A 26,428-nucleotide genomic window follows, 5' to 3' on the forward strand; every position below is an offset into this window, starting at 1 on the left:
ACGGGCATGATGGAGCCCGTACCCGACCGTGCGCCGTTCATGGGAAGTGAAATTGTGACCTCCGGCATGACCATCGTGCTGTTCCACTCGGCCTACGGACTCCGTCCGGCCGTGCACGCCGCCGCCGACCGGCTGCGCGCTGCCGGTCACGAGGTGCTCGTACCGGACCTCTACGAGGGCCGCACCGCGGACACCGTCGAGGAGGGCATGGCCATCAAGGACGAGATCGGCCGCGACGAACTGCTGATGCGCGCCGTCACCGTCTCCGGCCCGCTCTCCGGCCGCGGCCTGGTCTACGCCGGGTTCTCGCTGGGCGGTTCCATCGCGCAGAACCTCGCCCTCGCCGACGACAAGGCCCGCGGCCTCCTGCTGCTGCACGGCACCTCCGACATCGCGGACGACGCCGCCACCGACATCCCCGTCCAGCTGCACGTCGCCGAGCCCGACCCCTTCGAGCCGGACGACTGGCTGAACGCCTGGTACCTGCGCATGCGCAAGGCGGGCGCCGACGTGGAGATCCACCGCTACCGCGGCGCCGGCCACCTCTTCACCGACCCGGAGCTCGACGACTACGACGCGGAGGCGGCCGAGCGCGCCTGGGCCGTCGCACTGGACTTCCTGGCGGACATCGCGGCGGACGCCGGGGAGGCGGGGGACGCGAGCGCGGAGTAGCGGGCAACGGCGCTGCGGGCGGGGGCCGTTGTCGGTGCCGGCTGAGATCATCCGGGGCATGGGTGTTCTCTACGGGTACTACTCCGCCGCCGACGACAGGGACGCCGCCCGCGCCGTGGCCCGGGAGTTCGGCATGGCCGCCGGGCACGGCCACGACCAGCACGTGACCAAGGGCATCGACCCGGTGGTGGAGTTGCTGCCCGCGGAGGTGCTCATCACCGGCCGCGCCCCCGAGGACGTGCGTTCCGACCCGCGCCGCGGGGCGCTGGTGGGTGTGGCCGGCGAGGGCCGGGTGGTCGCCGTGTCCCTCACCGACACCTTCCGCGACGCGCTCGCCGCCTTCGACGAGGAGCTGCTTGACGACGTCGCCGTGGGCTGGGCCCGCAGCCCCGGCGGCCTCCACGGTGTGCAGGATCCGCGCGATCTCAGGCTGTTCCTCAAGGAGCTCGCCGGGCTGGCCGGGCGCGCGACCGCGCACGGCCGGCGTCTCTACTGCTGGATCCGCCCCTGAGCGACGGGCGTGTGAGCGGCGGACCCCTGAGCGGCGCCGAGGGCGGTCGCCGGTGAGGGCCCCGCGTACACCGACCAGCACCAGATCGCGGTGCCGGCCGCGACCCCCGCGAGCACCAGCACCCCGGCCCAGCCCAGCAGCCGCGCGGTGCCCGGCCTCCGACGGGGGCCGGTGGCCGCGGCGAGGAGCAGGAGCGCGGCCGAGGGGAGGAAGACGAACATCGCCAGCACGGCGCCCAGTACGGACCAGGTGATCAGCGCGAGCGCGACGATCACGCAGGCCTGGGCGAAGACGCGCGGGAACCGCCCCAGAAGCAGAGGAAGCAGCAGCGGCAGCACCGTCAGGGCGAAGAATCCGCCGTAGTAGCTGTCCAGCCCGAACAGCAGCCCGGGCACCGCCGCGGCCACCGCCCCCACCGCGAGCCCCAACTGCCGCCGTTCGACCCGCGCATGCGCATCCGGCGCCACCCCCATGGCCGCCCCTTCCCCCTGGCGAACACCGCTTTGAACGTGTTCAACCTAGCGGATGGCGGTCCCGGTCAGTACCACCAGCCGAACGCGGCGGCGCCGAGGCCGCGCCCGGCGGCGTGACGGAGCACGCGCGGCGTCGCCATCGCGCACCCAGGTGGTGACGCGGGAGATGGCCTCGTCCCTCCGGGGTCCGGATGCGTCGAGGGCACGTGCGGCCCGGGGGAGTGCCGCCGCCACCTCGGCACCGACCAGCAGGAAGTCGTCGAACCATCCCGGCAGCAAGGCCGAGTTCCGCGCGCCGAGGCCGTGGAAGAGCGCCGCGGCAGGGATCGCCTTGCGGGCGGCGGCGACGAACACACCGGCGTCCTGGGCCTGCGGCATGAGGTCCACGGCCGCGTCCTGCAGGGCCTCCGCGGGCTGCCGGCGGCGGCCCCCGCCATGAGGTGGGCAGCGCCCGGGCAGCGCCCGGGCCTCGTCGTCGGAGACCGTACCGACCACCCAGACACCCAAAAGTGCTTAATCTCACAGATCGCCCTTCAGGTGTCATAGACGCGCAGGCTCACCGGTCCTGGTGGGTATGGGTCGACGCCGAGCCGCCGTGCCGGACGATCGTCGACCTCCGGCTCCCAGAGGGAGTCAGCAAACCCGCTGCCAGGAGGAGAACCTTCATGTCCAAGCCCGTCGTCGCGATCGCCTACCACTCCGGCTACGGCCACACGACCGTCCTCGCCGAGGCCGTACGTGACGGTGCCGTGCAGGCCGGCGCCGACGTCCACCTGATCAAGGTCGACGAGATCACGGACGAGCAGTGGGCGCTGCTCGACGCCTCCGACGCGATCGTCTTCGGCTCGCCGACCTACATGGGCACCGCCTCCGGCGCGTTCCACCAGTTCGCCGAGACGACCTCCAAGCGCTGGTTCGTCCACTCGTGGAAGGACAAGCTCGCGGCCGGATTCAGCAACTCCGGCGCCAAGAGCGGCGACAAGCTCCACACGCTCCAGTACTTCGCCGTCCTGGCGGCCCAGCACGGCATGAACTGGGTCAACCTCGGCCTGCACCCGGGCTGGAACAGCTCCACCGCCTCCGAGGACGACCTCAACCGCCTCGGCATCTACCTCGGCGCGGGCGCCCAGACCCCCACCGACCTGGGCCCCGAGGAAGTCCACAAGGCCGACATCGCCACCGCGGAGCACCTCGGCCGCCGCGTCGCCGAGCAGGCCCGCATCTACGTCGCCGGACGCGCGGCCCTCGGCGTCTGAGCCCGCGCACACCCCCGCCCGCGCCGTCGCGGCGCCGCCGCGGAACCCGCCCCGTCGGCCGCGGTGACGCCGGCACGGTGCACGGGCCGGGAAGTCACACAGCCGGTACACCCTCGGGTGTGCCGGCTGCCGTGCTGTGCACCCCCCAGCAGCCGCGCTCCTCCGACAACGAGAAGCGCGATCCCCGACTCGGCCGGTCCGCGCGCGTGCCCCTCTTCCTGATCTGCCGCACAGCCTTCGCAGGTGAGGGACGCCCGGTCGAGGCCGGCGGGGTTGTCGAGGATGTCTTCTGCCTCCATCAGGGCAGAGTGGTCATGGCGACGGTCCGGATCGAGTGCGGGCGGGTCTGCACGGGCGGTGCGGTGGAGACGGTCGGCTTCCACGGCGGCGCGATCTCCCGCGTCGCCGGTGTCGATGCCTGCAGGCTGCGTGTCGACGAGGCAAGCGCGGGCATGAACGTAGGACTGCTGCTGCCGGGTGCCGCGGGGGGGAGCAGTGGAGCGAGGGCAGGTGCTTGCCGCGCCGGGTTCGATCGGCGCACACGTCGCCTTCGCTGCGCGGATCTCGCACTGCTGTCAGAGGAACAGGGCGGTGCGGAAGCGCGCACGGGTGAGAGTTCACTTCTACGTCCGCGCTGGTGGGGTGGCGGGCGTCGTAACGCTTCCCCCACGGCCTGGACACTCGCTTTCCGTCATCACGGTCGCGCCGCCGGTTCAGGGACACTGACCCGCCTTCCGCGCTGAGCCTTCATGAGCGGGCCCACATTCGGATCGCTGCGACGGTTGAGAACTGATCGAGGTGATCCTGCGGAGGCTGCTCCCGTCTAGCGGAGCTCGATGCTGAGCTGGGCACCCAGTTCCTGGAACCCCAAAGCGGCCGCAACCCGGCGAGACGCGAGTGGCCGGGCGCGCCATTGCGGCAGGAGTCCGGCGGCGAACGCGTGCGCCACGGTTGCCGAGGCCGTCACCCGGGCGAGACCTCGTCCACGCCAGGCAGGATCGGTCAGCACGCCGATGTGAGCGGTCCCACCCGGCCAGGATCGGTATCCGGCAGCGGCAACCACCCGTCCAGCCGCGCGAACCACGAAGGCCGGCGAGGTGATTTCCCCGAGAGCGGCCTCCCCGGCGCTCTCCTCACCCGCGACCTCCTCCAGGCTTCGTAGTTCAGGGTCGTGACAGCGAAGTCGCTGCACAGCCAAGGCACCTGGCAAGGCCGAGCGGAATGCGTCCGGGGACAGGTAGGACAACGCCGCGGGGCCGATCATCCGGGCTACCGGCAGGACCTCACGGACGGCGTCGGCGTCGGCGACCGCCGCCACGGGCAGCGCCGCCAACCCATCACGAACCAGGGCCGCCGAGCGCTCAGTGGGGGCGGTTACGACTGCCGCATCGCCAAGGGACACGACACCGACCCAGCCGGCAGGACAGAGGCTCGACTCAGGCGAGGTGACAACGCTGATGCCTCCCCTCAGTGCGAACGATACGGGTGCTGCCGCCAGGCCCTCCCAGAGTGCACGGGCTCTGGCCAGCAAGGGGTCAATCGGCATAGTCGGATCCTGCCAGTTCCGCACGAGGCTGTCCCGGCTGCCTCCGGGCCGTGAGGGGTAAGCGGGTGCCATCAACGTTGACAACCAGGGAGGGCGTCAACGCCGGCCGGTGAGCCATCGGGGTGCTGTGCCCCAGCTCGGCGAAGCGGCGGCTCAGTAGACCGATATGTGCACATGGTCGAAGTGGTTCTGCGTGATGGACCCGCGGTCCTCCATGAGCTTCCACCCCTGCTGCGGAAGTCGGCTGGACCATATGTGCTGTTCGTAGATGACGTACCAAATGCCGTATTCGTCCGCATGCTCCCGCACCCACGCCACGATGGCCTCACCCAGGGCGTCGGCCTTGGGGGTGGCCTTCTTGCCGGCGGGCATGAGCATGAAGTCGCAGGCGCGGCCCAGGGGGTGTTCGCCGCCGCCGGCGATGCCGCCGTCCTCGCGGTAGCAGCCGGGGGCGCCTTCGAGGCCGCGGGGGCCGAACTCCTTGACGACGGCGTCGCGTACGGCCGCCATGCGGGGAGTTATGTGGTGCGGCCCGGTGGGCTGTTCCTTCGGCCAGTTGGCCGCGCGGACCTGCGCGGAGAGTGTGGGCCACCCGATGGCGGCCAGTACGAGGCCGCCGATCAGCAGCAGCCCGAACAAGGTGCGCCGCCGGCCGCGGCGCGCGGTGTCCCGCCCCCTGGTTGTGTTCATCGGAAGCCAGAACGCGCGACGGTGACCGGAAGTGCCCGGTTGAACGCGTGGCGGCCTTGACGCGAATATCACGTCCCTCCCGGGGCCGCCGCCGGGCACACGAGCGTACGCTCCTGCGTTGACCCGGCAGACACGGACCAGCCCAGGAGGCGCACCACCGATGGCCACAGGCATGACGACGGACGAAGAGCGCGGCGAGCGGATTCTCGAGGTCTTCGGGACCGCGTTCGGGGAGCTGCTGGCCGCCGATCCGGCCGCGTTCCGGGTCAAGTTCCGCAAGATGGCGGCCTCGGCGTTCGCCTTCTACCGGGGCACCGCGTGCCTCTACTACGCCGACCTGGCCGACGCCAAGGACGACAGCCCGTTCCTGGACGAGCGCACCTCCCGGGTGTGGATCCACGGCGACCTGCACGCCGAGAACTTCGGCACCTACCTGGACGCCAACGGCCGGCTGATCTTCAACGTCAACGACTTCGACGAGGCCTACGTCGGCCCCTTCACCTGGGACCTGCAGCGCTTCGCCGCCTCCATCGCGCTCATCGGCTACAGCAAGGCCCTGGCCGACGACGTGATATCCGGCCTGGTGCGCACCTACGCCGCCGCCTACCGCGAGCGGATCCGCGCCCTCGCCCAGGACGAGGCCGTGCCCTCGCTCACCCTGGACACCGCCGAGGGCCCGCTGCTGGACGCGCTGCGCCACGCCCGCTCCGAGACCCGGGTCGGGCTGCTGGACTCGATGACCGAGATCCGCGCCTGGGACCGCCGCTTCACCCAGGGCGGCGGCGCCGTGGAGCTGGACGAGGCCACCCGCCAGAAGGTGCTGCGGGCCTTCGAGGCGTACCTGGACACGCTGCCGGAGACCAGTCGCATCAACCCGGAGAGCCACCGGGTCAAGGACGTGGTCGGCCGCCGCGGCGTCGGCATCGGCAGCGCCGGCCTGCCCTCGTACAACATCCTCCTCGAGGGGCACACCGACGCCCTGGAGAACGATGTCGTGATCTACATGAAGCAGGGGCAGACCCCGGCGGTCTCCCGGCACATCACCGACCCGGCGGTGCGCGGCTACTTCCGCCACGAGGGCCACCGCACCGTGATCTCGCAGCGCGCGCTGCAGGCGCACGCCGACCCGTACCTGGGCTGGACCGAGCTGGACGGGGTCGGGCAGCTGGTCGCCGAGGTGTCGCCGTACGCGGTGGACCTGGACTGGTCGGACATCGACGACCAGGAGCAGATCGAGGCCGTCGTCGCGGACCTCGGCCGGGCCACGGCCGGCATGCACGCGGCCGCGGACGACGAGAGCGGGCACTCGCTGGTGCCCTTCTCCACGGAGGACGCCATCGACGCGGCCATCGCGCGGGACGAGGAGGGCTTCGCCGAGACGCTGGTGGAGTTCGCCCACTCCTACGGGGCCAGGGCCCGCGCCGACCACCAGATCTTCGTCGACCTGTTCCGCAACGGCCGCTTCCCGGGGCTCTGACCCGGGCATCGGTCCGGCGGTTGTTCCGGGGTTTAGGCATTGCTTACACACCGGCATGGCACACTCTGCGCCATGGAAGGGACCGGACCCCGGCTGAGGGCACTGCGCGCGGGATGCTTCGCCGCGCTGTGCGTGACGCTGTCCGCGACCGCCCACATCATGCTCTCGCAGGAGCCCCTGCCGCTGACGATCACGGCGGGGGCCTTCGCGGCCGTCTTCGCGCTCGCGTACACGCTCGGCCGCCGCGAGCGCGGCTACTGGCCGATCGCCGGACTGCTGGTCCCGCTGGAACTGGCCGTCGACACGCTGTACACCGCCGGCCAGCACACCTGCTACGGGCCTGGCGGCGGGCCCGTCACCGGCTCGTGGCGCTCGATCAACGAGGCGCTGGCCTGTCACGGCGGCGAGGTCGGCGGATCGCTCGCCACGGCGTCCGGGATGCCGGGCCCCACCACCTCACCGTGGCTGCTCCTCCTCACGCACGTCGCCGTCGGCCTGGTCGCCGCCGGGTGGCTGCGGTCCGGTGAGGACGCCCTGCACCGCCTGCTGCGCGCGGCCTTCCGGCCGCTGCTCATCGCGGTGGCCGCCTTCCGGTCCGCCGAGCCGCGCGGCGCCGTCCGCCGCGCGACGTCCGGCCCCGGGGCCGTCGCCCCGGCGCTGCCCCTGCTCCTGCACTCCGTCGTACGGCGAGGGCCGCCCGCCCCCCTCGGCTTCCGCTGAGCACGGCGCCCGCCCCTCACCCCACGTACGCACGAGTCGGAGAAGACACCACCATGAGCAAGCGAAACAGCCAGTCCGCCAAGAACGCCGCCCGTGAGCGGCTGCGCGCCGAGCGCGAGCGCCAGGCCAAGCGGGACAAGGTGCGGCGGCAGCTCGTCGTCGCCGGCAGCGTGCTCGGCGTGCTGGCGATCGGCGCCGGCATAGCCGTGGCCGTCGTCAAGATGAACGCGCCCACCTACTGGGAGAAGGCCGCGGACAAGCCGCTGGTGAAGCCGGCCAACTCCTCCGGCAAGAACGGCACGTCGATCGTCATCGGCGACGAGAACGCCAAGCACACCCTGAAGGTGTACGAGGACCTGCGCTGCCCGGTGTGCGCGCAGTTCGAGCAGACCTCCGGCGAGACGGTCCAGAAGGACGCCAAGGACGGCAAGTACAACATCTCGTACACCATGGGCGCCTTCCTCGACGAGCGCCTCGGCCAGGGCCAGGGCTCGAAGAAGGCGCTGAGCGCCCTCGGTGCCGCGCTGAACGTCAGCAAGGACGCGTTCGTCCAGTACCACACGCTGCTGTACAGCAAGGACGTCCACCCGGAGGAGACCAAGGACGACTTCGGCAGCGCCGACAAGCTGATCGAGCTGGCGCAGAAGGTCGACGCGCTCAAGGGCAACAAGACCTTCGAGAACGCGGTCCGCAACGGCACCTACGACAAGTGGGCGCTGACCATGGACAAGCAGTTCACCGCCGACGGCATCACGGGCACGCCGACCGTGAAGCTCGACGGCAAGACCATCGACAGCGTGCAGGCGATGACCGCCGACCAGTACACGGCCGCGGTCGACCAGATCATCGGCAAGGGCTAGCACCGGCCCGCGGCTGCGACTTCGCCCTCCGGTCCCCGGCGTCCCGCCGGGGACCGGAGGGCGAAGTCCTTCCGAACTCTTGTGCATTCGGCCCCGGAAAGGGGTTACTGACGCGTAATCTGACCGCCCGTGACCGAGACCTCTGCACCCTCACAGACCTCATCCAGAACACCGAGCCGCCGCTCGGTCGTCAAGGCCGGCGCCGTCGTGACCGGCGCCGCGCTGATACCGCTGGCCGCCACCGCCGCCCCGGCGTCCGCCGCCGCGGCCCCCGCCTTCCTGCACGGCGTGGCCTCCGGTGACCCGCTGCCCGACGGCGTCCTGCTGTGGACGCGGGTGACGCCCGTCCCCGAGGCCGTCCCCGGCTCCGGGCTCGGCCCGGACACCGAGGTGAGCTGGACCGTCGCCAAGGACAAGGCGTTCAACTCCGTCGTGGCGACCGGTACGGCGACCACGGGCGCCGCCTCCGACCACACCGTCAAGGCCGACGTGCGCGGCCTGCAGCCCGCCACGGACTACTGGTACCGCTTCACCTCCGGCGGCGTGACCTCGCCGGCCGGCCGCACCCGCACCGCGCCCGCCGACAGCGCCACCGCCGCCCGGCTGCGCTTCGGCGTGGTCTCCTGCGCCAACTGGGAGGCCGGGTACTTCTCCTCGTACCGGCACCTGGCCTCGCGCGGCGACCTGGACGCCTGGCTGCACCTGGGCGACTACATCTACGAGTACGCCACCGGCGGCTACGCCGCCCGCGGCACCGTCGTCCGCCCGCACGCGCCCGCCAACGAGATCGTGACGCTGGCCGACTACCGCACCCGCCACGGCCGCTACAAGACCGACGCCGACCTGCAGGCGCTGCACGCCACGGCCCCGGTCGTGGCGATCTGGGACGACCACGAGTTCGCCAACGACGCCTGGTCCGGCGGCGCCGAGAACCACACCGAGGGCGCCGAGGGCGCCTGGACGGCCCGCGTGGCCGCCGCCAAGCAGGCCTACTTCGAGTGGATGCCGGTGCGCCCCTCGGTCGCCGGCACGACCTACCGCCGCCTGCGCTTCGGCAAGCTCGCCGACCTGTCCCTGCTCGACCTGCGCTCCTTCCGCTCCCAGCAGGCCACGATCGGCAGCGGTTCGGTGGACGACCCGGACCGTACGATCACCGGCCGGGCCCAGCTCGACTGGCTGAAAGCCGGCCTGAAGGCCTCGGACACCACCTGGCGGCTGATCGGCAACTCGGTGATGATCTCGCCGGTCGCCTTCGGCGCGCTGCCGGACTACCTGCTGGCGCCGCTGGCGAAGCTGCTCGGCCTGCCCGCCGAGGGGCTGGCGATCAACGTCGACCAGTGGGACGGCTACACCGACGACCGCCGCGAACTCCTGGCCCACCTGCGGGACAACGGAATCCAGAACACCGTCTTCCTGACCGGCGACATCCACATGGCGTGGGCGAACGACGTCCCGGTGAAGGCGGCGACCTACCCGCTGTCGCCCTCCGCCGCGACCGAGTTCGTGGTCACCTCGGTCACCTCCGACAACCTGGACGACATCCTGAAGGTCGCGCCGGACACCGTCTCCGCGGTCGCCGAGACCGCGGTGAAGGCCGCCAACCGCCATGTGAAGTGGCTGGACATGGACTCCCACGGCTACGGCGTACTGGACATCACCGGCGAGCGCGCGCAGATGGACTACTACGCGCTCTCCGACCGGACCGACCCGAACGCCACCTCCACCTGGGAGCGTTCGTACCGCACCCTGTCCGGCACGCAGAAGGTCGAACGGGTCTACTCGCCGGTACGCTGAGCGTCCCGATCGTCGGTTTTCGGCCAACGCCCCGTCAGGTGCCGGAAACACCCGGCGCGGGGTGGGCGGTGGAGAGCCCCGAGTCCGAATCCGGACACACCGCCCGCCCCGCGTGTCGGGGATGTTGCGCCGGGGCGCCCGACCCTCAAGGGCCTTTCGTTGTCAAGGGATTACCCTCTGTTTGTCAACGGGCCGGAAGAGACCTGCACCGGTCCTGGCATGGACACATAACCTCCGGGCGGCGAGGAGGAAATTCCTCCCGTACGTCCCACGAGGAGTGCCCCCACATGTCACGCACCCCCCGTTCCCGCCGTCTCGTCGGTCTCGCCGCCGTGGCCGGAACCCTGGCCCTGCTCCCGCTCTCCGGCCCGACGGCCACCGTGAGCAGTGCCGCCGCGCACGCGAGAACCCCCGCCGAGGAGTGCGCCGCCGGCGGCGACGCCACGGCCCGCAAGATGAAGGGCTCGACGGCCCACGAGCCCAACGCAGTCAGCGACGCCGCCGCCAAGGCGATGGACGCGGACCTGAAGAAGCGCGTCGCCAGGATCAGGGCCGAGGGCAAGGGCTCCCGGCTCGCCGCCGCCGCGGCCACGACCATCCCGGTCTACTGGCACGTCATCCACAGCGGCAGCACCGGCAAGCTCAGCGCGGCGACCATCGCCGGCCAGATAGCCGTCCTGAACGCGGCCTACAGCGGCCAGGGCACCGGCAACAACGACTCCGGCTTCCAGTTCTCGCTGATCGCGACGGACTACACGGACAAGGCCGCCTGGTACAACCTGACCGAGGGCTCCTCGGCCGAGACCTCGATGAAGACCGCCCTCCGCAAGGGCGGCGCGAGCGCGCTGAACATCTACTCGGCCAACCTCCAGGACAGCCTCCTCGGCTGGGCCACCTTCCCGAGCTGGTACGCGGGCAACCCCGAGGACGACGGCGTCGTCATCCTCGACGCCTCCGTCCCCGGCGGCTCCGCCGCCAACTACAACCAGGGCGACACCGCCACCCACGAGGTCGGCCACTGGATGGGCCTGTACCACACCTTCCAGGGCGGCTGCGGAGCCAACGGCGACTACGTCTCCGACACGCCCGCCGAGAAGACCGCCGCCAGCGCCTGCCCGACCGGCCGCGACACCTGCGCCGCCGGCGGCGTGGACCCGATCCACAACTTCATGGACTACACCTACGACGCCTGCATGTACCAGTTCACCGCGGGCCAGGTGAGCCGCATGAAGAGCTCGTGGGCCGCCTACCGGGCGAGCTGACGCTCACCGTCCGCGACCGGCCGGACACGGGGCCGGCCGGCCGCGGGCGGGCGCGTGGGAATGGCCTCGGCTGTCGTACCCCCGGCGTAGGATTCCAACGCCGCCAGATGACGACCGATGCCGGAGGTGTCGCTTCCCGTGACCACGCCGTTCACCCACCTTCATGTCCACACCCAGTACTCCCTGCTGGACGGAGCGGCGCGGCTCAAGGACATGTTCAAGGCCTGCGGTGAGATGGGCATGACGCACATCGCCATGACCGACCACGGCAACCTGCACGGTGCGTACGACTTCTTCCACCAGGCCAAGGGCGCCGGGATCACGCCGATCATCGGAATCGAGGCGTACGTCGCCCCCGAGTCCCGGCGGAACAAGCGCAAGATCACCTGGGGCCAGCCGCACCAGAAGCGGGACGACGTCTCGGCCTCCGGCTCGTATCTGCACAAGACGATCTGGGCGGCGAACAAGACCGGTCTGCACAACCTCTTCCGGCTCTCCTCCGACGCCTACGCGGAGGGCTGGCTGACCAAGTACCCCCGCATGGACAAGGAGACCATCGCCCAGTGGTCGGAGGGCCTGATGGCCTCCACCGGCTGCCCCTCGGGCGAGGTGCAGACCAGGCTCCGCCTCGGCCAGTTCGACGAGGCGGTGAAGGCCGCCGCCGAGTACCAGGACATCTTCGGCAAGGAGCGGTACTTCCTGGAGCTGATGGACCACGGCATCGAGATCGAGCGCCGGGTCCGCGACGGGCTGCTGGAGATCGGCAAGAAGCTCGGCATCCCCCCGGTCGTCACCAACGACTCGCACTACACCTACGCGCACGAGGCCGAGGCCCACGACGCGCTGCTGTGCATCCAGACCGGCAAGAACATCTCCGACCCGGACCGCTTCCGCTTCGACGGCTCCGGCTACTACCTGAAGTCGACCGACGAGATGCTCGCCGTCGACTCCTCCGACGCCTGGCAGGAGGGCTGCCGCAACACCACGCTGCTGGTCGCGGAGCAGGTGGACACCGACGGCTGGTTCACCGAGAAGAACCTGATGCCGCGCTTCGACGTGCCCGACGGGTACACCGAGGTCACCTGGTTCCGCGAGGAGACCATGCGCGGCATGCACCGCCGGTACCCGAACGGGATCCCCGACGACCGACTGAAGCAGGCCGAGTACGAAATGGACACCATCATCCAGATGGGGTTCCCCGGCTACTTCCTCGTCGTCGCCGACTTCATCATGTGGGCCAAGAACAACGGCATCGCCGTCGGCCCCGGCCGAGGCTCCGCGGCGGGCTCGATCGTCGCCTACGCGATGGGCATCACCGACCTCGACCCGATCGAGCACGGCCTGATCTTCGAGCGCTTCCTCAACCCCGAGCGCGTCTCCATGCCCGATGTCGACATCGACTTCGACGAGCGCCGGCGCGCCGAGGTGATCCGGTACGTGACCGAGAAGTACGGCGCCGACAAGGTGGCCATGATCGGCACCTACGGCACCATCAAGGCCAAGAACGCGATCAAGGACTCGGCCCGCGTCCTGGGCTACCCGTACGCGGTGGGCGACCGCCTCACCAAGGCGATGCCCGCCGACGTCCTCGGCAAGGGCATCCCGCTCTCCGGCATCACCGACAGCTCCCACCCGCGCTACAGCGAGGCCGGCGAGATCCGCGGGATGTACGAGAACGAGCCCGACGCCAAGAAGGTCATCGACCTCGCCCGCGGTGTCGAGGGCCTGGTCCGGCAGATGGGCGTGCACGCCGCCGGCGTGATTATGTCCAGCGAGACGATCACCGACCACGTGCCCGTCTGGGTCCGGCACAGCGACGGCGTCACCATCACCCAGTGGGACTACCCGAGCTGCGAGTCGCTCGGCCTGCTGAAGATGGACTTCCTCGGCCTGCGCAACCTCACGATCATGGACGACGCCGTCAAGCTCGTGAAGGCCAACAAGGGCATCGACATCGAGCTGCTGGCGCTGCCGCTCGACGACCCGAAGACCTTCGAACTGCTCGGCCGCGGTGACACCCTCGGCGTCTTCCAGTTCGACGGCGGACCCATGCGCTCCCTGCTGCGCATGATGAAGCCCGACAACTTCGAGGACATCTCCGCCGTCTCGGCCCTCTACCGGCCGGGCCCGATGGGCATGAACTCGCACATCAACTACGCCCTGCGCAAGAACGGCCAGCAGGAGATCACCCCGATCCACCCGGAGCTGGAGGAGCCTCTCAAGGAGGTCCTCGACATCACCTACGGCCTGATCGTGTACCAGGAGCAGGTGCAGAAGGCCGCCCAGGTGCTCGCCGGTTACTCACTCGGTCAGGCCGACCTGCTGCGCCGGGCGATGGGCAAGAAGAAGAAGGAGGTCCTCGACAAGGAGTTCATCCCCTTCCAGAAGGGCGCGCGCGAGCGCGGCTACTCCGACGAGGCCATCCAGGCGGTGTGGGACGTGCTGGTCCCCTTCGCCGGCTACGCCTTCAACAAGGCGCACTCCTCCGCGTACGGCCTGGTCTCCTACTGGACCGCCTATCTCAAGGCGAACTACCCGGCCGAGTACATGGCGGCGCTGCTCACCTCGGTGCGCGACGACAAGGACAAGTCGGCGATCTACCTCAACGAGTGCCGCCGCATGGGCATCAAGGTGCTCCCGCCGAACGTGAACGAGTCGGACGCGAACTTCACCGCCCAGGGCGACGACGTCATCCTCTTCGGCCTCACCGCCGTCCGCAACGTCGGCCAGAACGTGGTGGACTCGATCATCCGCTGCCGCAAGTCCAAGGGGAAGTACACCTCCTTCCCCGACTTCCTGGACAAGGTCGAGGCGGTGGTCTGCAACAAGCGCACCGTCGAATCGCTGATCAAGGCGGGCGCCTACGACGAGATGGGCCACACCCGCAAGGGCCTCACCGAGCACTACGAGCCGATGATCGACAACGTGGTCGCGGTCAAGCGCAAGGAGGCCGAGGGGCAGTTCGACCTCTTCGGCGGGATGGGCGACGACGACGCCGGCGACGAGCCGGGCTTCGGCCTCGACGTCACCTTCTCCGACGTCGAGTGGGACAAGACGTATCTCCTCGCGCAGGAGCGCGAGATGCTCGGCCTGTACGTCTCCGACCATCCGCTCTTCGGTATCGAGCACGTCCTCAACGACAAGGCGGACGCGTCCATCGCGGCCCTCGCCGGCGACTACTCCGACGGCTCGATCGTCACGATCGGCGGCATCATCTCCGGTCTGCAGCGCAAGATGACCAAGCAGGGCAACGCCTGGGCCATCGCCACCGTGGAGGACCTCGGCGGCTCCATCGACTGCATGTTCTTCCCCGCCACCTACCAGCTGATCTCGACCCAGCTCATCGAGGACGCCGTCGTCTTCGTCAAGGGCCGGCTCGACAAGCGCGAGGACGTCCCGCGTCTGGTGGCGATGGAGCTGATGGTCCCCGATCTCACGGACGCCGGGACGAACGCCCCGGTGACCATCTCCATCCCGACGGTGAAGGTCACCCCGCCGCTGGTCGCCCGCCTCGGCGAGGTCCTCGCCAGCCACAAGGGGAGCACCGAGGTCCGGGTGCGGCTCCAAGGCGCCCGCTCGACGACGGTGCTGCGGCTGGACCGGCACCGCGTCACTCCCGACCCGGCGCTCTTCGGTGACCTCAAGGCCCTCCTGGGCCCCGCCTGTCTCGCGTCCACCGCGTCCGGTCAGCAGCAGGCGGGCTGATCACCCTCCGTATCGAGGGGAGATGGACCTCGAGGGTGGCACCCCCGTGCGGGGTGCCACCCTCGATCATGAGCGACCGGCGCCTGCGCGCTAGTTGTGGCCGAACTTCTTCTGCCGCTTCTGCGACACGTGCGGTTCGGCGCCCGGGGCCGTCATCGCCATCTGCTCGCGTCCGGCAGCGCTCTTCGCGTGCTCTTCGGTGGTCGCGGCGCTGCGGTCATGGTGCTGGCCGGTACGTTCGCCCCGGTTCTTGTTCTTGCCCACGATTCCTCCTTGGGGGAAATCTCGGATGATGGGCCGCACTCAGGCTTGCACGGGAGTACGAAGGTCGCATTTCGGGCAGTTGCAGAGTGTGGCGCGCCGGTGATCGCGTAACCGGTCACAACGCCCCGGTGTTCGGGCAGACTCGGGGCAACAGTGTTACCGGGGGGACGGACGGCAGGACTTTCGGAGAAGAGGGTGAGACCGATGGACCGCTGCGTCGTCCTCGTGGACGCCGGTTACCTGCTCGGCGCCGCCGCGAGCCTCCTCGCCGGAGAGCCCTCCCGATCCCGGATCACGGTCGACCACGCCGAGATCGTCGCCGGTCTGCGGGAACGCGCGGAGAAGGAGACGGGACAGCCGCTGCTGCGGATCTACTGGTTCGACGGAGCCCCCGACCGCGTCCCCCAACCGGAGCACCGCAGGCTGCGGGTGATGCCCCGGGTCACGGTCCGCCTGGGCGCGCTGACCCGGACCGACGGCCGCTGGGCGCAGAAGGGCGTCGACGCGGCCATGCACGCCGAGCTGTCCGAGCTGGCCCGCAACCGCGCCTGTTCCGACGTCGTCCTGGTCACCGGCGACGGCGATCTCCTGCCCGGCATGATGTCGGCGAAGGAGCACGGCGTCGCCGTCCACCTGTGGGCCGTGCAGGCCGCCGACGGCGACTTCAACCAGTCCGAGGACCTGGTCGCCGAGGCCGACGAACGGCGCGTCCTGGACCGGGAGTGGATCACCAGGGCCATTCAGGTGCGCGAGCCCGCCGGGGTCTGCGCGCCGCTCACCCCGCGGCCCGAGATCGCGGCCATCCTCTCCGCGCCCCTGCCCGAACCCGCCCAGCCGGCGAAGCCGCAGCCGGTCGCCGACCAGCCCGCTGAGCCCTCCGCCACGCCCTCGGTCGTCACCGCGGCCCAGAACGGCGCCGGCCCGATCACCGAGACCCCCGCGGCGGTCGGCAAAGGGGTGGTGCCCACCCCCAAGGACGTCGCCGGAATCGTCCACCGCGGCCACTCCGCCCCGCACCCCTCGTCCCCGTCCGCCACCGGGGCCACCCTGCGCTGGTCCTCCGACCGCGGACTGGTCGGCGGCACCGACGCCGCGGACGCCGGCCTGCCCACGCTGGCCCAGCTCACCAGCCCCGAACAGCGCTGGGCGGACCGCGAGGAGGACATCACCGCCGTCAGCGGCGACCCCTACGAGGTCGGCCAGGTCTTCGCCCGCCGCTGGATCGGCCGGCTCCCCGACGCGTCCCATCTTCAGGTGCTCTCCGCCGAGTACCCGCGCGTCCCGCACCGCATCGACGGCGAGCTGCTGCGTTACGCCGCCCGGTTCGGCCTGCTGGCCCACAAGGACGACCAGATCGACGAGCACGACCGCTACGCCATCCGGGCGGGCTTCTGGCGCGAGATCGACGCCCGCGCCGTCGTCGCGCGGGCCTCCGCGGGGGAGTGAGCACGCCCGGACCGGACCCTGAGGCACGTCCTGGCCGGGATGCAGCGTAGTCTCGATGCTCGTGAGTACGGGCACGGAACAGGGCACCACCGCGCGGACGGCGGTGGTGGTGACCGTGCGCGGGCTCGTGAAGAGCTATCCGGCCGGGCGGGGGCGGCGCGCCGCCGAGAGCCCGCCGGTGCGGGCCAACGACGGCATCGACCTCGACGTCCGGGGCGGTGAGATCTTCGGACTGCTCGGCCCCAACGGCGCCGGGAAGACCACCCTCGTACGCCAGTTGACGGGGCTGCTGCGCCCCGACGCGGGCACCGTCGAACTGCTCGGGCACGACCTCGTACGTCACCCGGAGCGCGCGGCGCGGCTGATCGGCTACCTCGGGCAGGAGTCGAGCGCGCTGGACGAGCTGACCGTCGCCCTCGCCGCCGAGACCACCGGACGGCTGCGCGGTCTGGACGCCAGGGCTGCGCGCGCCGAGCGGGACGCCGTCCTGGAGGAGCTGGGACTGACCGCGCTCGCCTCGCGGCCGCTGAAGAAGCTGTCGGGCGGGGAGCGGCGGCTGGCCTGCTTCGCCGCCGCCCTGGTGGGGGAGCGCCCGGTGCTCGTACTGGACGAGCCGACCACCGCCATGGACCCGGTCGCCCGGCGCGCGGTGTGGGCGGCGGTCGACCGGCGGCGCGCCGAACGGGGCACCACGGTGCTGCTGGTCACCCACAACGTGATCGAGGCGGAGACCGTGCTGGACCGGGTCGCGGTCATCGACGACGGCAGGGTCATCGCCTGCGACACCCCGGCCGGGCTCAAGGCGCTCGTCGCCGACGAGGTACGGCTGGACCTGGTGTGGCGGGACGAGCCGCCGCTGGCGCTGCCGGGTGTGGCCGCCCTGCGCGACACCGCCCGGGTCACCGGACGCCGCTGGACGCTCCGGCTGCCGCATCAGCGGGCCCGCGCCGTGGTCGCGGAGCTCACCGGCGGGCCGGCCTTCGCCGCGCTCGACGATTTCACCCTGACGACGCCGAGCCTGGAGGATGTCTACCTGGCGCTCGGCGGCCGGAAGGGACTGGTCAAGGCATGAGCGGCGGCAACGGCGAGGACCTGACCCTGGACGTGGACCGGAACGTGAACCTGGACGTGGCGCGCGGCACCGCGCAGCGGGGCGGCGCGCGGTGACGATCGTCTCCGCGGGAGCGGACACCCGAACGGCGGCACCGGCCGCGCCCCTCGCCGGCCTCGGCGAGGCCGCGGCGCCGCTCGCGCCGCGCGCCCGGCTGCTGCCCGCGATGGCCGCGGTGTACCGGGCACAGCTGTCCCGGGCGAAGGTCGCCCGGATCCCGCTGCTGTTCGTGGCGACCTTCCAGTCGGTCGGCATCATGATCATGATGCGCGGGGTCGTCGACGGCGGCCCGGCCGCGCGCGCGGTGGTCGCCGGATCCAGCGTGCTGGTCGTGGCCTTCGTCGCGCTCAATCTGCTCGCCCAGTACTTCGGGCAGCTGCGGGCCTCCGGCGGCCTGGACCACTACGCGACCCTGCCGGTGCCCCCGGCCGCCGTGGTGCTCGGCGTCGCGGGCGCGTACGCCTCCTTCACCGTGCCCGGGACGCTCGTGACGGCGGGGATCGGCTGCGCGCTGTTCCAGCTGCCGTTCACCCATTTGTGGATCCTGGCCGCGGTCATCCCGCTGGCGGGGGCCGCGCTGTCCGGACTGGGCGCGGCGCTCGGGCTGCTCGCGCCGCGCCAGGAGCTGGCCACCCTCGCCGGTCAGCTCGGCATGTCGGCGGCGCTGCTGCTGGGCGTGCTGCCGGCCGGCAACCTCCCCGCGCCGATCGGCTACGTACGGGATCTGCTGCCGTCCACCTACGGGGTCGAGGCCTTCATCCGCAGCTTCGACGCCCACCCGGACTGGCTGGCGGTCACCGCCGACCTCTCGGTGTGCGCGGCCGTGGGCCTGGTGTCGCTGGCGGTGGCCACCTGGGCGTACCGCCGGGCGGCCAGCCGGTGACCCGGGGTGTGGCACCGGTGAGGTGCCGGTGACGCGTGTCATGGACGGACCTGGCACGATGGCAGGGTGACCGCACCCCTGACGCCCCACGATCACTGGCCGCCCGCACCGCTGCCGCCGTTCCCGGAGCAGGAGACCCGTATGGATCCCGTCCGGGAGCTGAAGAGCGGTGCGCTGACCGCACTGCTCGTGGCCGTGACGGGTGTGGCGCTCGGCCTGCTGTGGTTGTGGCTCGCCCCGCGGATCCCGCTGGTCTCCGACGGCAAGGCGGTCTACCTCAAGGACACCGAGGGCGAGCAGGCCATCGGTGCCGACGGGACCTTCGTCCTGCTCGGGCTCGGCATCGGGCTGCTGACCGGTGCCCTGGTCTTCTGGCGGCACCGGCGCGGTGGCGTCGGCGTCGTCCTGGGCATGGCGGTGGGCGCGGTGCTGGGCTCCGTCCTGGCCTGGCGGCTGGGCGTGTGGCTCGGCCCCACCAGCGACCTGATCGCGCATGCCAGGGCCGCCGGCGTGAAGAAGGTCTTCGACGGCCCCATCGAACTGCAGGCCAAGGGCGCGCTCCTGGCCTGGCCCATAGGGGCCGTTCTCACCCATCTCCTGCTGACCACGGCCTTCGGCCCGCGCGACGAGCAGCCCGCCCCGCACTGGGACGTACCGCCACCGCCCCCGGGCGCCTGACCCGGGGCCGGGGCCGCCCGGAGGTCAGGCCGGGCGCCTGCCGTGGTTGGCGTTGCGCTTCTTGATCCGCCACTTGCGCTTGCGGGTGCGTTTGGACATCGGGCCTCCCCTGCGCCGGGTGTGCTTCCGGGCAGAGTGCGCCCGTACGGCCCGGCCGTCCAGGGGTCAGGCACGTCCGATCGGCGCGACGACGGCGTCCGTGAGCCCGACCAGGTCCCGCGGCGCGAGTTCGACCTCCAGTCCGCGCTTGCCCGCCGAGACGAAGACGGTGGGGTGCTCCAGCGCGGAGGCGTCCACGACGGTGCGCAGCCGCTTGCGCTGCCCCAGCGGCGAGATGCCGCCCCGCACATAGCCGGTGGTCCGCTCGGCGGCGGCCGGGTCCGCCATCCCGGCGCGTTTGCCGCCGGCCGCGGCGGCGAGCGCCTTCAGATCCAGCGAGCCGGCCACGGGGACCACGGCGACGGTCAGCGCCCCGTCCACCTCGGCGACGAGGGTCTTGAAGACCCGGTCGGGGGACGTGCCCAGCGCCTGCGCGGCCTCCTCCCCGTAGCCGAGCTCCGAGGCGGGGTCATGTGCGTAGGCGTGCACGGTGAAGGCGGCTCCCGCCTTCTCCAGGGCGACGGTGGCGGGCGTACCGCCGGACGACGACTGCTTCTTCTTGGCCATGGCGCTGTGAGGATACGTCAGTTCGGGTTGGGGACCTGACGGGTCAGGTCCACGGCGGGCAGGGTGTGGAGCTTGTCGATGACCGCGGCCTCGCGGCGCAGCAGCCGCAGCTCCTGCTCCAGCCGGGCCGCCGTGTCCGGGGCCTCCAGCAGTTGCTGCTTGGCCCCGGTGTCCGCGACGGTCGCGGCGGCCACCAGGTACGACAGCACGGTCGGGTCGTCCGGCAGCTCCTGGCTCCCGGCCAGGCTCCGCTCCCGCGCCCCGGCCAGCCGCTTCTGGTAGGTGCGGAACGCCCGCGCGACCCCGGCCGCCAGCGCCCCGGACCCGTTGCCGGGCTCCTCCGGGACCTCCTCGACCTCGCCCACCAGGTACGGCCCCGAGGCGTCCACCGACAGCAGCCGGAACCGCGTCGTGCCGGTCGCCACGACGTCGAAGCCGCCGTCCTCGCGCTCCCCGATCGTCGCCGCGTCCGCCGTGCAGCCCAGCGTGTACAGCGCGTCCGACAGATCCGGCGCGAAGCCGGCCGTCGCCTCCTCCGCGCCGGCGGGAGCCACCTCGTGACCGTCCCGGATCGCCACCACGCCGAACAGACGCGGCGCGTCCTCGGGAAGGGCCAGCAGGTCGCGGAAGAGCGCGCGGTAGCGCTCCTCGAAGACGTTCAGCGGCAGCACGAGCCCCGGGAAGAGCACCGAGCCGAGCGGGAAGAGCGGAAGACGAGCGGTCACGGTCAGCAAGCCTAGGGCCTGCGGCGCTCGCCCATCGTCGGCCTCGTCCCCGCACCGCCGGCGTTTCCCTCGGTGCCGCCTCCGTGCAGCTCCGTGCCGCCCCCGTGCCACGGCCCGGCACCCGCCGTGCGGGGACGGGGGTGTCAGCCGCGGCGGAGGAGACGGGAGGCGCCGGCGGCGACCGTCGTGGCGAGGATCCAGCCCAGCATGGTGAGGACCGCGGCGGCCCATTGGGCGCTGCCGTTCAGGCGCCACGCGTTGTCCTGGCCGAGGTTGATGACCGGGAGCAGCAGGTCGAGGGCGAAGAGGGACGGGCTCCATTCCGGGAACGCCCCGCCGTCGACGGGAGCGGGCCTGCCGTGCGCGGCGAAGAAGATCGCGCCGCACGCCCACAGCAGGGCCATCCAGATCGCCGCCCGCCCCGGGCGGTAGCCGTAGCCGACGGTCACGTCCTGCAGGTAGCCCCAGAGCTTTCCCGCCACCGGGAGCGTCTCGCGCCGTCGGCGCTGCTTGGCCAGCAGCACCTCGCGGGCGTCGGCGTCCTCGCCGCTCGCGCGCAGGGCGGCCGACAGGTGCTCGTACGGCTCCGGGCTGTACTCCGGGGTGGCCGCCGCCAGCCAGGCGATGCGGGCGCGCAGCGGGAAGGGGCCCTCGGGGCTGAGGGATCCGTAGGCGAAGCCCGTCAGGTCCAGGCCGCCCGCGTCCGGCCAGCAGGTCCGGCTGTCGGTGAGATTGCCCACGCGCGCTCCGGCCAGCGAGATCGTGCCGGTCGGCGGCTGGTCGAGGGTGATGCGCAGCTCGGGTGTCTGGATCCGGCGCAGCGACAGCTGCTGGCCGCCGGTGAGCCGGAACCGCGCCTGGTGGATGATCACCGCGTTGCCGAACCGTCCGTCGTCCAGCCGTACTCCGCCGTCCGAGCTGAAGCGCCGGGTGCGCACGCCCAGCGGCGGGGTGCCGCCGCCGGAGCCGCCGGTGCCGACGTAGCCCGCGCTCAGGTAGAGGGTGTGCTCGACGGTGACCCGGGCCGCGTTGAGCGCGTAGCGCCCGTACGGGTTGTGCAGCCGGCTGCCGCGCAGGCTGAGGCGGCCGCCGATGCGGGCGCTGCGCAGGCTGATCTCGCCGGTCGCCTCGATCAGCTCGGCCTCGACGTCCTGGGCGACGCTCAGCCCGTCGGCGGCGAGCGCCCGGCCGTGCCGGTCCTTGCGCAGGGTGATCTGGTTGAGCAGCAGGTCCGTGCCGATGTGGGCGTCGGTGAGCCGTATCCCGCCCTCGATCGTGCACTGCGGAAGGTGCAGGTCACCGGAGGTGTGCAGGCGTGCCGCCTCCAGCCGCGGTATGGCGCAGCGCACCATGCGCAGGGTCGTGAAGTTGCACTCGGCGAGCAGCACCTGCTGCTCGAAGCGGCAGTCGTGCAGCTCCACGTACGGCACGACGGTGCCGCCCGAGAGGTTGAGCTGCCCGCTGATCTGCGCCCCGGACAGCTTCACGCACGACACGCGCCCGGAGGCGGCCTGCGGTCCGTCGAGCAGCAGCTTGGCGATCACCTCGGCCCGCACCGTCCGGTCCGGGCCCCAGAAGCGGTCGGCGGCCGGGTCGTCCCGCTCGGGTATCCCCGTCCGCAGGTCGTACAGCTCACCCAGGCGGAAGGCCTCCCACAGGCCCTGTTCCACAGCGGTCCAGTCGTTCGGTGGCGCGACGTCCGACGGCTCGGTCACCGGTTCCCCTCCCGTGGCTCTCCGTGGCTGGCGACGACGGAAACGCTAACCAAGAAGATCACCGTGCGGGTGCCGTACGCGTATCACGGACTGATACTCGACGGAGCCGCCGTGGGCGGTTCTCTACACTTGGGAGGGTGATCTCCCGAATCGATCTGCGCGGTGACGCCTTCCCCGAGGACGGCATCGACCGCGATCTGCTGCCCCGTGCCGAGCTCGACGTCGAGGCCGCCCTGGAGAAGGTGCGCCCGATCTGCGACGACGTGAAGCATCGTGGCACCGCGGCACTGATCGACTACGCGGAGAAGTTCGACGGCGTCACCATCGACCGGGTGCGCGTTCCGGCCGAGGCGCTGACCCGGGCCCTGGAGGAGCTGGACCCGAGGGTGCGGGCCGCGCTGGAGGAGTCGATCCGCCGCGCCCGGCTCGTGCACGGCGGGCAGCGCCGCACGGATCACACCACGCAGGTCGTGCCGGGCGGCACGGTGACCGAGCGCTGGGTGCCGGTCGAGCGCGTGGGCCTCTACGTCCCCGGCGGCCGCTCGGTCTACCCGTCGTCCGTGGTGATGAACGTGGTGCCCGCGCAGGAGGCCAAGGTCGGCTCGATGGCCGTCGCCTCGCCGCCGCAGAAGGAGTTCGGCGGGCTCCCGCACCCCACCATCCTGGCCGCGTGCGCCCTGCTCGGCGTGGACGAGGTGTACGCCGCCGGCGGCGCCCAGGCCGTCGCGATGTTCGCGTACGGCACCGAGGAGTGCCGTCCGGTGAACATGGTCACCGGGCCCGGCAACATCTGGGTCGCCGCCGCCAAGCGCCTGCTCAAGGGCCGCATCGGCATCGACGCGGAGGCCGGCCCCACCGAGATCGCGATCCTCGCCGACGCGACCGCCGACCCGGTGCACGTCGCCGCCGACCTGATCAGCCAGGCCGAGCACGACCCCCTGGCCGCGGCCGTCCTGGTCACCGACTCCGCCGACCTCGCCGATGCGGTGGAGAAGGAGCTGGCCACGCAGGTCGCCGCCACCAAGCACGTCGAGGACCGGATCGCCCCCGCGCTGTCCGGCCGCCAGTCCGGCATCGTCCTGGTCGACGGGATCGAGCAGGGCCTGCGGGTCGTGGACGCCTACGCGGCCGAGCACCTGGAGATCCAGACCGAGGACGCAGCCGCCGTCGCCGCCCGGGTGCGCAACGCGGGTGCGATCTTCGTCGGCGCCTACGCCCCGGTCTCGCTCGGCGACTACGCGGCCGGCTCCAACCACGTGCTGCCCACCGGCGGCTGCGCCTGCCACTCCTCGGGCCTGTCCGTGCAGTCCTTCCTGCGCGGCATCCACGTCGTGGACTACACGCGCGAGGCGCTGGCGGAGATCGCCGGCCACGTGGTGACCCTCGCCGACGCCGAGGACCTGCCCGCGCACGGCGCGGCGGTGCGGGCGCGATTCGATTGGACGGTACCGGGTTCGTGACCGGCATTGACGACCTGCCCATCCGGGACGAGCTGCGCGGCCAGTCCCCCTACGGCGCCCCGCAACTCGACGTCCCCGTACGCCTGAACACCAACGAGAACCCGTACCCGCTGCCCCAGCCGCTGGTCGAGCGGATCACCGAGCGCGTCCGCGAGGCCGCCCGCGGCCTCAACCGCTACCCCGACCGGGACGCGGTGGAGCTGCGCACCGAACTGGCCAAGTACCTGACCCGCACGGCGGGCCACGAGGTGGGCCTCGCCAACGTGTGGGCCGCCAACGGCTCCAACGAGGTCATCCAGCAACTGCTGCAGACTTTCGGCGGCCCCGGGCGCACCGCGATCGGCTTCGAGCCCTCGTACTCGATGCACGGCCTGATCTCCCGCGGTACCGGTACCGGCTGGATCTCCGGCCCGCGCCGCGAGGACTTCACCATCGACGTGGCCGCCGCCGCGCGGGTCATCGCCGAGCAGCGGCCGAACGTGGTCTTCGTCACCTCGCCCAACAATCCCACCGGCACCGCCGTCGCCGCCGACACCGTCGTCGCGCTCTACGAGGCCGCCCAGGCCGCCCGGCCCTCGCTGGTGGTGGTCGACGAGGCGTACGGCGAGTTCAGCCACAGCCCCTCCCTGCTGCCGCTGATCCAGGGCCGTCCCAACATGGTGATCAGCCGCACCATGTCCAAGGCCTTCGGCGCCGCCGGCCTGCGCTTGGGCTACCTCGCCGCCGACCCGGCGGTCGTGGACGCCGTCCAGCTGGTCCGCCTGCCGTACCACCTGTCCGCCGTCACCCAGGCCACCGCGCTCGCCGCCTTGGAGCACACCGATACGCTGCTGGCGTATGTCGAGCAGCTGAAGGCCGAGCGGGACCGCCTGGTCGACGAGCTGCGCGCGATCGGCTACGAGGTCACCGACTCCGACGCCAACTTCGTGCAGTTCGGCCGCTTCGAGGACAGCCACCGCGCGTGGCAGGCCATCCTCGACCGCGGCGTGCTCGTCCGCGACAACGGCGTACCGGGCTGGCTGCGGGTCACCGCGGGCACCCCGGCCGAGAACGACGCGTTCCTCGAAGCGGTACGCGAGCTGAAGAAGGAGCAGTAACCACATGACCCGCGTCGGCCGCGTGGAGCGCACGACCAAGGAGACGTCCGTCGTCGTCGAGCTCGACCTCGACGGCACCGGCAGGACCGAGATCTCCACCGGAGTCGGCTTCTACGACCACATGCTCGATCAGCTCGGCCGCCACGGCCTCTTCGACCTCACGGTCAAGACCGAGGGCGACCTGCACATCGACACCCACCACACCATCGAGGACACCGCCCTCGCGCTCGGCGCCGCCTTCAAGCAGGCGCTCGGCGACAAGGTGGGCATCTACCGCTTCGGCAACTGCACGGTGCCTTTGGACGAGTCCCTCGCCCAGGTCACCGTCGACCTCTCCGGCCGCCCGTACCTGGTGCACACCGAGCCGGAGAACATGGCGCCGATGATCGGCAGCTACGACACGACGATGACCCGGCACATCCTGGAGTCCTTCGTCGCCCAGGCGCAGATCGCGCTGCACGTCCACGTCCCGTACGGGCGCAACGCCCACCACATCGTGGAGTGCCAGTTCAAGGCGCTGGCCCGGGCCCTGCGCTACGCCTCCGAGCGCGACCCGCGCGCCGCGGGCATCCTCCCGTCGACGAAGGGCGCCCTCTGATGAGCAAGCCGGCCGTTCTCTTCATCCTCCTCGGCCTCTTCCTGGCCGGCGGGGTCTACTCGTTCTGGAAGCAGAAGATGCCCAAGAGCGTCGTCGTGCTGCTCGGTGTCGGCTCCGCCATGTCGCTGGCGGCCGGCCTGCTGCGGCTGTAGGGGGGTCCGCGCATGAGCAAGGCCGCAAAGAAGGTCGTGGTCCTCGACTACGGCTTCGGCAACGTCCGTTCCGCCGAGCGCGCGCTCGCCCGGGCCGGCGCGGACGTGGAGATCACCGCCGACTTCGACAAGGCCATGAACGCCGACGGGCTGCTCGTCCCCGGTGTCGGCGCCTTCGCCGCCTGCATGGCCGGGCTGAAGTCGGTGCGCGGTGAGTGGATCATCGGCCGCCGGCTGGCCGGGGGCCGCCCGGTGATGGGCATCTGCGTCGGCATGCAGATCCTCTTCGCGCAGGGCGTCGAGCACGGTGTCACCACCGAGGGCTGCGACGAGTGGCCCGGCACCGTCGAGCCGCTGCGCGCGCCGATCGTGCCGCACATGGGCTGGAACACCGTCAAGGCGCCCGAGGACTCGCAGCTGTTCGCGGGTCTGGACGCCGACGCCCGCTTCTACTTCGTGCACTCGTACGCGGTGCGCACCTGGGAGCTGGAGACCGCCAACCCCACCATCCGGGCCCCGAAGGTCACCTGGGCGACGCACGGCGAGCCCTTCGTCGCCGCGGTGGAGAACGGCCCGCTGTGGGCCACCCAGTTCCACCCCGAGAAGTCCGGCGACGCCGGCGCCCAGCTGCTGACCAACTGGCTCGACACCTTCAAGGACTAGGACG

Annotated in this window: 27 protein-coding genes; 18 read left to right on the forward strand and 9 right to left on the reverse strand. The window is 71.6% G+C overall.

Features of this window, described 5'->3' with window-relative positions; translation table 11 throughout:
- Positions 1-66: 66 nt before the first annotated feature.
- Together ACWDAS_RS27715 and ACWDAS_RS27720 are read left to right on the forward strand one after the other, a co-directional pair.
- Positions 67-672 (forward strand): dienelactone hydrolase family protein, encoded by a 606-nt coding sequence (locus ACWDAS_RS27715; RefSeq protein WP_450396127.1) that lies wholly within the window; start codon positions 67-69, stop codon positions 670-672.
- 58 nt (positions 673-730) lie between these two features.
- A complete protein-coding gene (locus tag ACWDAS_RS27720; protein ID WP_450396129.1) occupies positions 731-1,183 on the forward strand; it encodes a hypothetical protein in 453 nt (150 codons plus the stop codon).
- Here the strand turns inward: ACWDAS_RS27720 and ACWDAS_RS27725 are convergent.
- Complete coding sequence (locus tag ACWDAS_RS27725; protein ID WP_450396132.1) at positions 1,162-1,656, reverse strand: hypothetical protein; 495 nt, start codon at positions 1,654-1,656, stop codon at positions 1,162-1,164. The genes ACWDAS_RS27720 and ACWDAS_RS27725 overlap by 22 nt on opposite strands.
- A gap of 45 nt (positions 1,657-1,701) precedes the next feature.
- Positions 1,702-2,151, reverse strand: a complete 450-nt coding sequence (locus ACWDAS_RS27730; RefSeq protein ID WP_450396135.1) for a hypothetical protein — start codon at positions 2,149-2,151, stop codon at positions 1,702-1,704.
- Positions 2,152-2,321: 170 nt separating this feature from the next.
- Between ACWDAS_RS27730 and ACWDAS_RS27735 the strand changes: the two genes are divergently transcribed.
- On the forward strand, positions 2,322-2,912 hold the full coding sequence (locus ACWDAS_RS27735; protein WP_450396138.1) for a flavodoxin family protein: 591 nt from the start codon (positions 2,322-2,324) through the stop codon (positions 2,910-2,912).
- Between the two features lie 298 nt (positions 2,913-3,210).
- Here ACWDAS_RS27735 and ACWDAS_RS27740 read toward each other — a convergent pair whose 3' ends face one another.
- From ACWDAS_RS27740 to ACWDAS_RS27750, 3 genes are all read right to left on the reverse strand, one after another.
- Complete coding sequence (locus ACWDAS_RS27740) at positions 3,211-3,366, reverse strand: hypothetical protein (protein WP_450396140.1); 156 nt, start codon at positions 3,364-3,366, stop codon at positions 3,211-3,213.
- 369 nt (positions 3,367-3,735) lie between these two features.
- Complete coding sequence (locus ACWDAS_RS27745; RefSeq protein WP_450396143.1) at positions 3,736-4,458, reverse strand: GNAT family N-acetyltransferase; 723 nt, start codon at positions 4,456-4,458, stop codon at positions 3,736-3,738.
- 153 nt (positions 4,459-4,611) lie between these two features.
- Positions 4,612-5,148 carry a hypothetical protein gene (locus ACWDAS_RS27750; RefSeq protein ID WP_450396146.1) on the reverse strand — a complete coding sequence of 179 codons (537 nt, stop codon included), beginning with the start codon at positions 5,146-5,148 and terminating at the stop codon, positions 4,612-4,614.
- A gap of 160 nt (positions 5,149-5,308) precedes the next feature.
- On the opposite strand from ACWDAS_RS27750, the gene ACWDAS_RS27755 reads away from it, so the two are divergent.
- The 6 genes from ACWDAS_RS27755 to dnaE all read left to right on the forward strand — a co-directional run bounded on the left by ACWDAS_RS27755 (position 5,309) and on the right by dnaE (position 14,966).
- Positions 5,309-6,625 carry a DUF2252 domain-containing protein gene (locus ACWDAS_RS27755; RefSeq protein WP_450396149.1) on the forward strand — a complete coding sequence of 439 codons (1,317 nt, stop codon included), beginning with the start codon at positions 5,309-5,311 and terminating at the stop codon, positions 6,623-6,625.
- 72 nt (positions 6,626-6,697) lie between these two features.
- The gene (locus ACWDAS_RS27760) at positions 6,698-7,345 is read left to right on the forward strand and encodes a hypothetical protein (RefSeq protein WP_450396152.1); all 648 of its coding nucleotides are present in this window, start codon (positions 6,698-6,700) and stop codon (positions 7,343-7,345) included.
- 53 nt (positions 7,346-7,398) lie between these two features.
- A complete protein-coding gene (locus ACWDAS_RS27765) occupies positions 7,399-8,205 on the forward strand; it encodes a DsbA family protein (RefSeq protein WP_450396155.1) in 807 nt (268 codons plus the stop codon).
- A 129-nt stretch (positions 8,206-8,334) separates the two neighbouring features.
- The gene (locus ACWDAS_RS27770) at positions 8,335-9,999 is read left to right on the forward strand and encodes an alkaline phosphatase D family protein (RefSeq protein ID WP_450396158.1); all 1,665 of its coding nucleotides are present in this window, start codon (positions 8,335-8,337) and stop codon (positions 9,997-9,999) included.
- Positions 10,000-10,286: 287 nt separating this feature from the next.
- A complete protein-coding gene (locus tag ACWDAS_RS27775; protein ID WP_450396160.1) occupies positions 10,287-11,261 on the forward strand; it encodes a zinc metalloprotease in 975 nt (324 codons plus the stop codon).
- Positions 11,262-11,378: 117 nt separating this feature from the next.
- Positions 11,379-14,966: a DNA polymerase III subunit alpha gene (gene dnaE, locus ACWDAS_RS27780; RefSeq protein ID WP_450396162.1), complete on the forward strand. Its 3,588-nt coding sequence runs from the start codon at positions 11,379-11,381 to the stop codon at positions 14,964-14,966.
- 90 nt (positions 14,967-15,056) lie between these two features.
- On the opposite strand, the gene ACWDAS_RS27785 is transcribed toward dnaE, so the two are convergent.
- Positions 15,057-15,230, reverse strand: coding sequence for a hypothetical protein (locus tag ACWDAS_RS27785; RefSeq protein WP_361803133.1), 174 nt, complete (start codon positions 15,228-15,230; stop codon positions 15,057-15,059).
- A gap of 204 nt (positions 15,231-15,434) precedes the next feature.
- On the opposite strand from ACWDAS_RS27785, the gene ACWDAS_RS27790 reads away from it, so the two are divergent.
- The 4 genes from ACWDAS_RS27790 (at position 15,435) to ACWDAS_RS27805 (ending at position 19,348) form a co-directional block, all read left to right on the forward strand.
- On the forward strand, positions 15,435-16,676 hold the full coding sequence (locus ACWDAS_RS27790; RefSeq protein ID WP_450396165.1) for an NYN domain-containing protein: 1,242 nt from the start codon (positions 15,435-15,437) through the stop codon (positions 16,674-16,676).
- Between the two features lie 55 nt (positions 16,677-16,731).
- Entirely contained in the window at positions 16,732-17,748 is a 1,017-nt protein-coding gene (locus tag ACWDAS_RS27795) for an ABC transporter ATP-binding protein (protein ID WP_450396168.1), read from the forward strand.
- Between the two features lie 91 nt (positions 17,749-17,839).
- Positions 17,840-18,670: an ABC transporter permease gene (locus ACWDAS_RS27800; protein WP_450396171.1), complete on the forward strand. Its 831-nt coding sequence runs from the start codon at positions 17,840-17,842 to the stop codon at positions 18,668-18,670.
- A gap of 66 nt (positions 18,671-18,736) precedes the next feature.
- A complete protein-coding gene (locus ACWDAS_RS27805) occupies positions 18,737-19,348 on the forward strand; it encodes an ABC transporter permease (protein WP_450396173.1) in 612 nt (203 codons plus the stop codon).
- A 165-nt stretch (positions 19,349-19,513) separates the two neighbouring features.
- Here the strand turns inward: ACWDAS_RS27805 and ybaK are convergent, their stop codons facing one another.
- From ybaK to ACWDAS_RS27820, 3 genes are all read right to left on the reverse strand, one after another.
- Positions 19,514-20,014 (reverse strand): Cys-tRNA(Pro) deacylase, encoded by a 501-nt coding sequence (gene ybaK / locus ACWDAS_RS27810; protein WP_450396176.1) that lies wholly within the window; start codon positions 20,012-20,014, stop codon positions 19,514-19,516.
- Positions 20,015-20,031: 17 nt separating this feature from the next.
- On the reverse strand, positions 20,032-20,739 hold the full coding sequence (locus tag ACWDAS_RS27815) for an LON peptidase substrate-binding domain-containing protein (RefSeq protein ID WP_450396179.1): 708 nt from the start codon (positions 20,737-20,739) through the stop codon (positions 20,032-20,034).
- A 143-nt stretch (positions 20,740-20,882) separates the two neighbouring features.
- Positions 20,883-22,454: an oxidoreductase gene (locus ACWDAS_RS27820; RefSeq protein ID WP_450396182.1), complete on the reverse strand. Its 1,572-nt coding sequence runs from the start codon at positions 22,452-22,454 to the stop codon at positions 20,883-20,885.
- Positions 22,455-22,591: 137 nt separating this feature from the next.
- Here ACWDAS_RS27820 and hisD point away from each other — a divergent pair, with 137 nt between their 5' ends.
- Genes hisD through hisH form a run of 5 tightly spaced genes read left to right on the forward strand, consistent with a single transcriptional unit; the run spans position 22,592 to position 26,424 of the window.
- Positions 22,592-23,914, forward strand: coding sequence for a histidinol dehydrogenase (gene hisD / locus ACWDAS_RS27825; protein ID WP_450396185.1), 1,323 nt, complete (start codon positions 22,592-22,594; stop codon positions 23,912-23,914).
- Positions 23,911-25,011 carry a histidinol-phosphate transaminase gene (locus ACWDAS_RS27830; protein WP_450396186.1) on the forward strand — a complete coding sequence of 367 codons (1,101 nt, stop codon included), beginning with the start codon at positions 23,911-23,913 and terminating at the stop codon, positions 25,009-25,011. Before hisD ends, ACWDAS_RS27830 begins: the two co-directional genes overlap by 4 nt.
- A gap of 4 nt (positions 25,012-25,015) precedes the next feature.
- Positions 25,016-25,609, forward strand: coding sequence for an imidazoleglycerol-phosphate dehydratase HisB (gene hisB / locus ACWDAS_RS27835; RefSeq protein ID WP_319661088.1), 594 nt, complete (start codon positions 25,016-25,018; stop codon positions 25,607-25,609).
- A complete protein-coding gene (locus ACWDAS_RS27840; RefSeq protein WP_450396188.1) occupies positions 25,609-25,761 on the forward strand; it encodes a hypothetical protein in 153 nt (50 codons plus the stop codon). The genes hisB and ACWDAS_RS27840 overlap by 1 nt, the downstream gene beginning before the upstream one ends.
- A gap of 12 nt (positions 25,762-25,773) precedes the next feature.
- Complete coding sequence (gene hisH / locus ACWDAS_RS27845) at positions 25,774-26,424, forward strand: imidazole glycerol phosphate synthase subunit HisH (RefSeq protein WP_450396191.1); 651 nt, start codon at positions 25,774-25,776, stop codon at positions 26,422-26,424.
- Positions 26,425-26,428 lie beyond the last annotated feature (4 nt).

This window comes from Streptomyces sp. NPDC001070 (assembly GCF_053598835.1).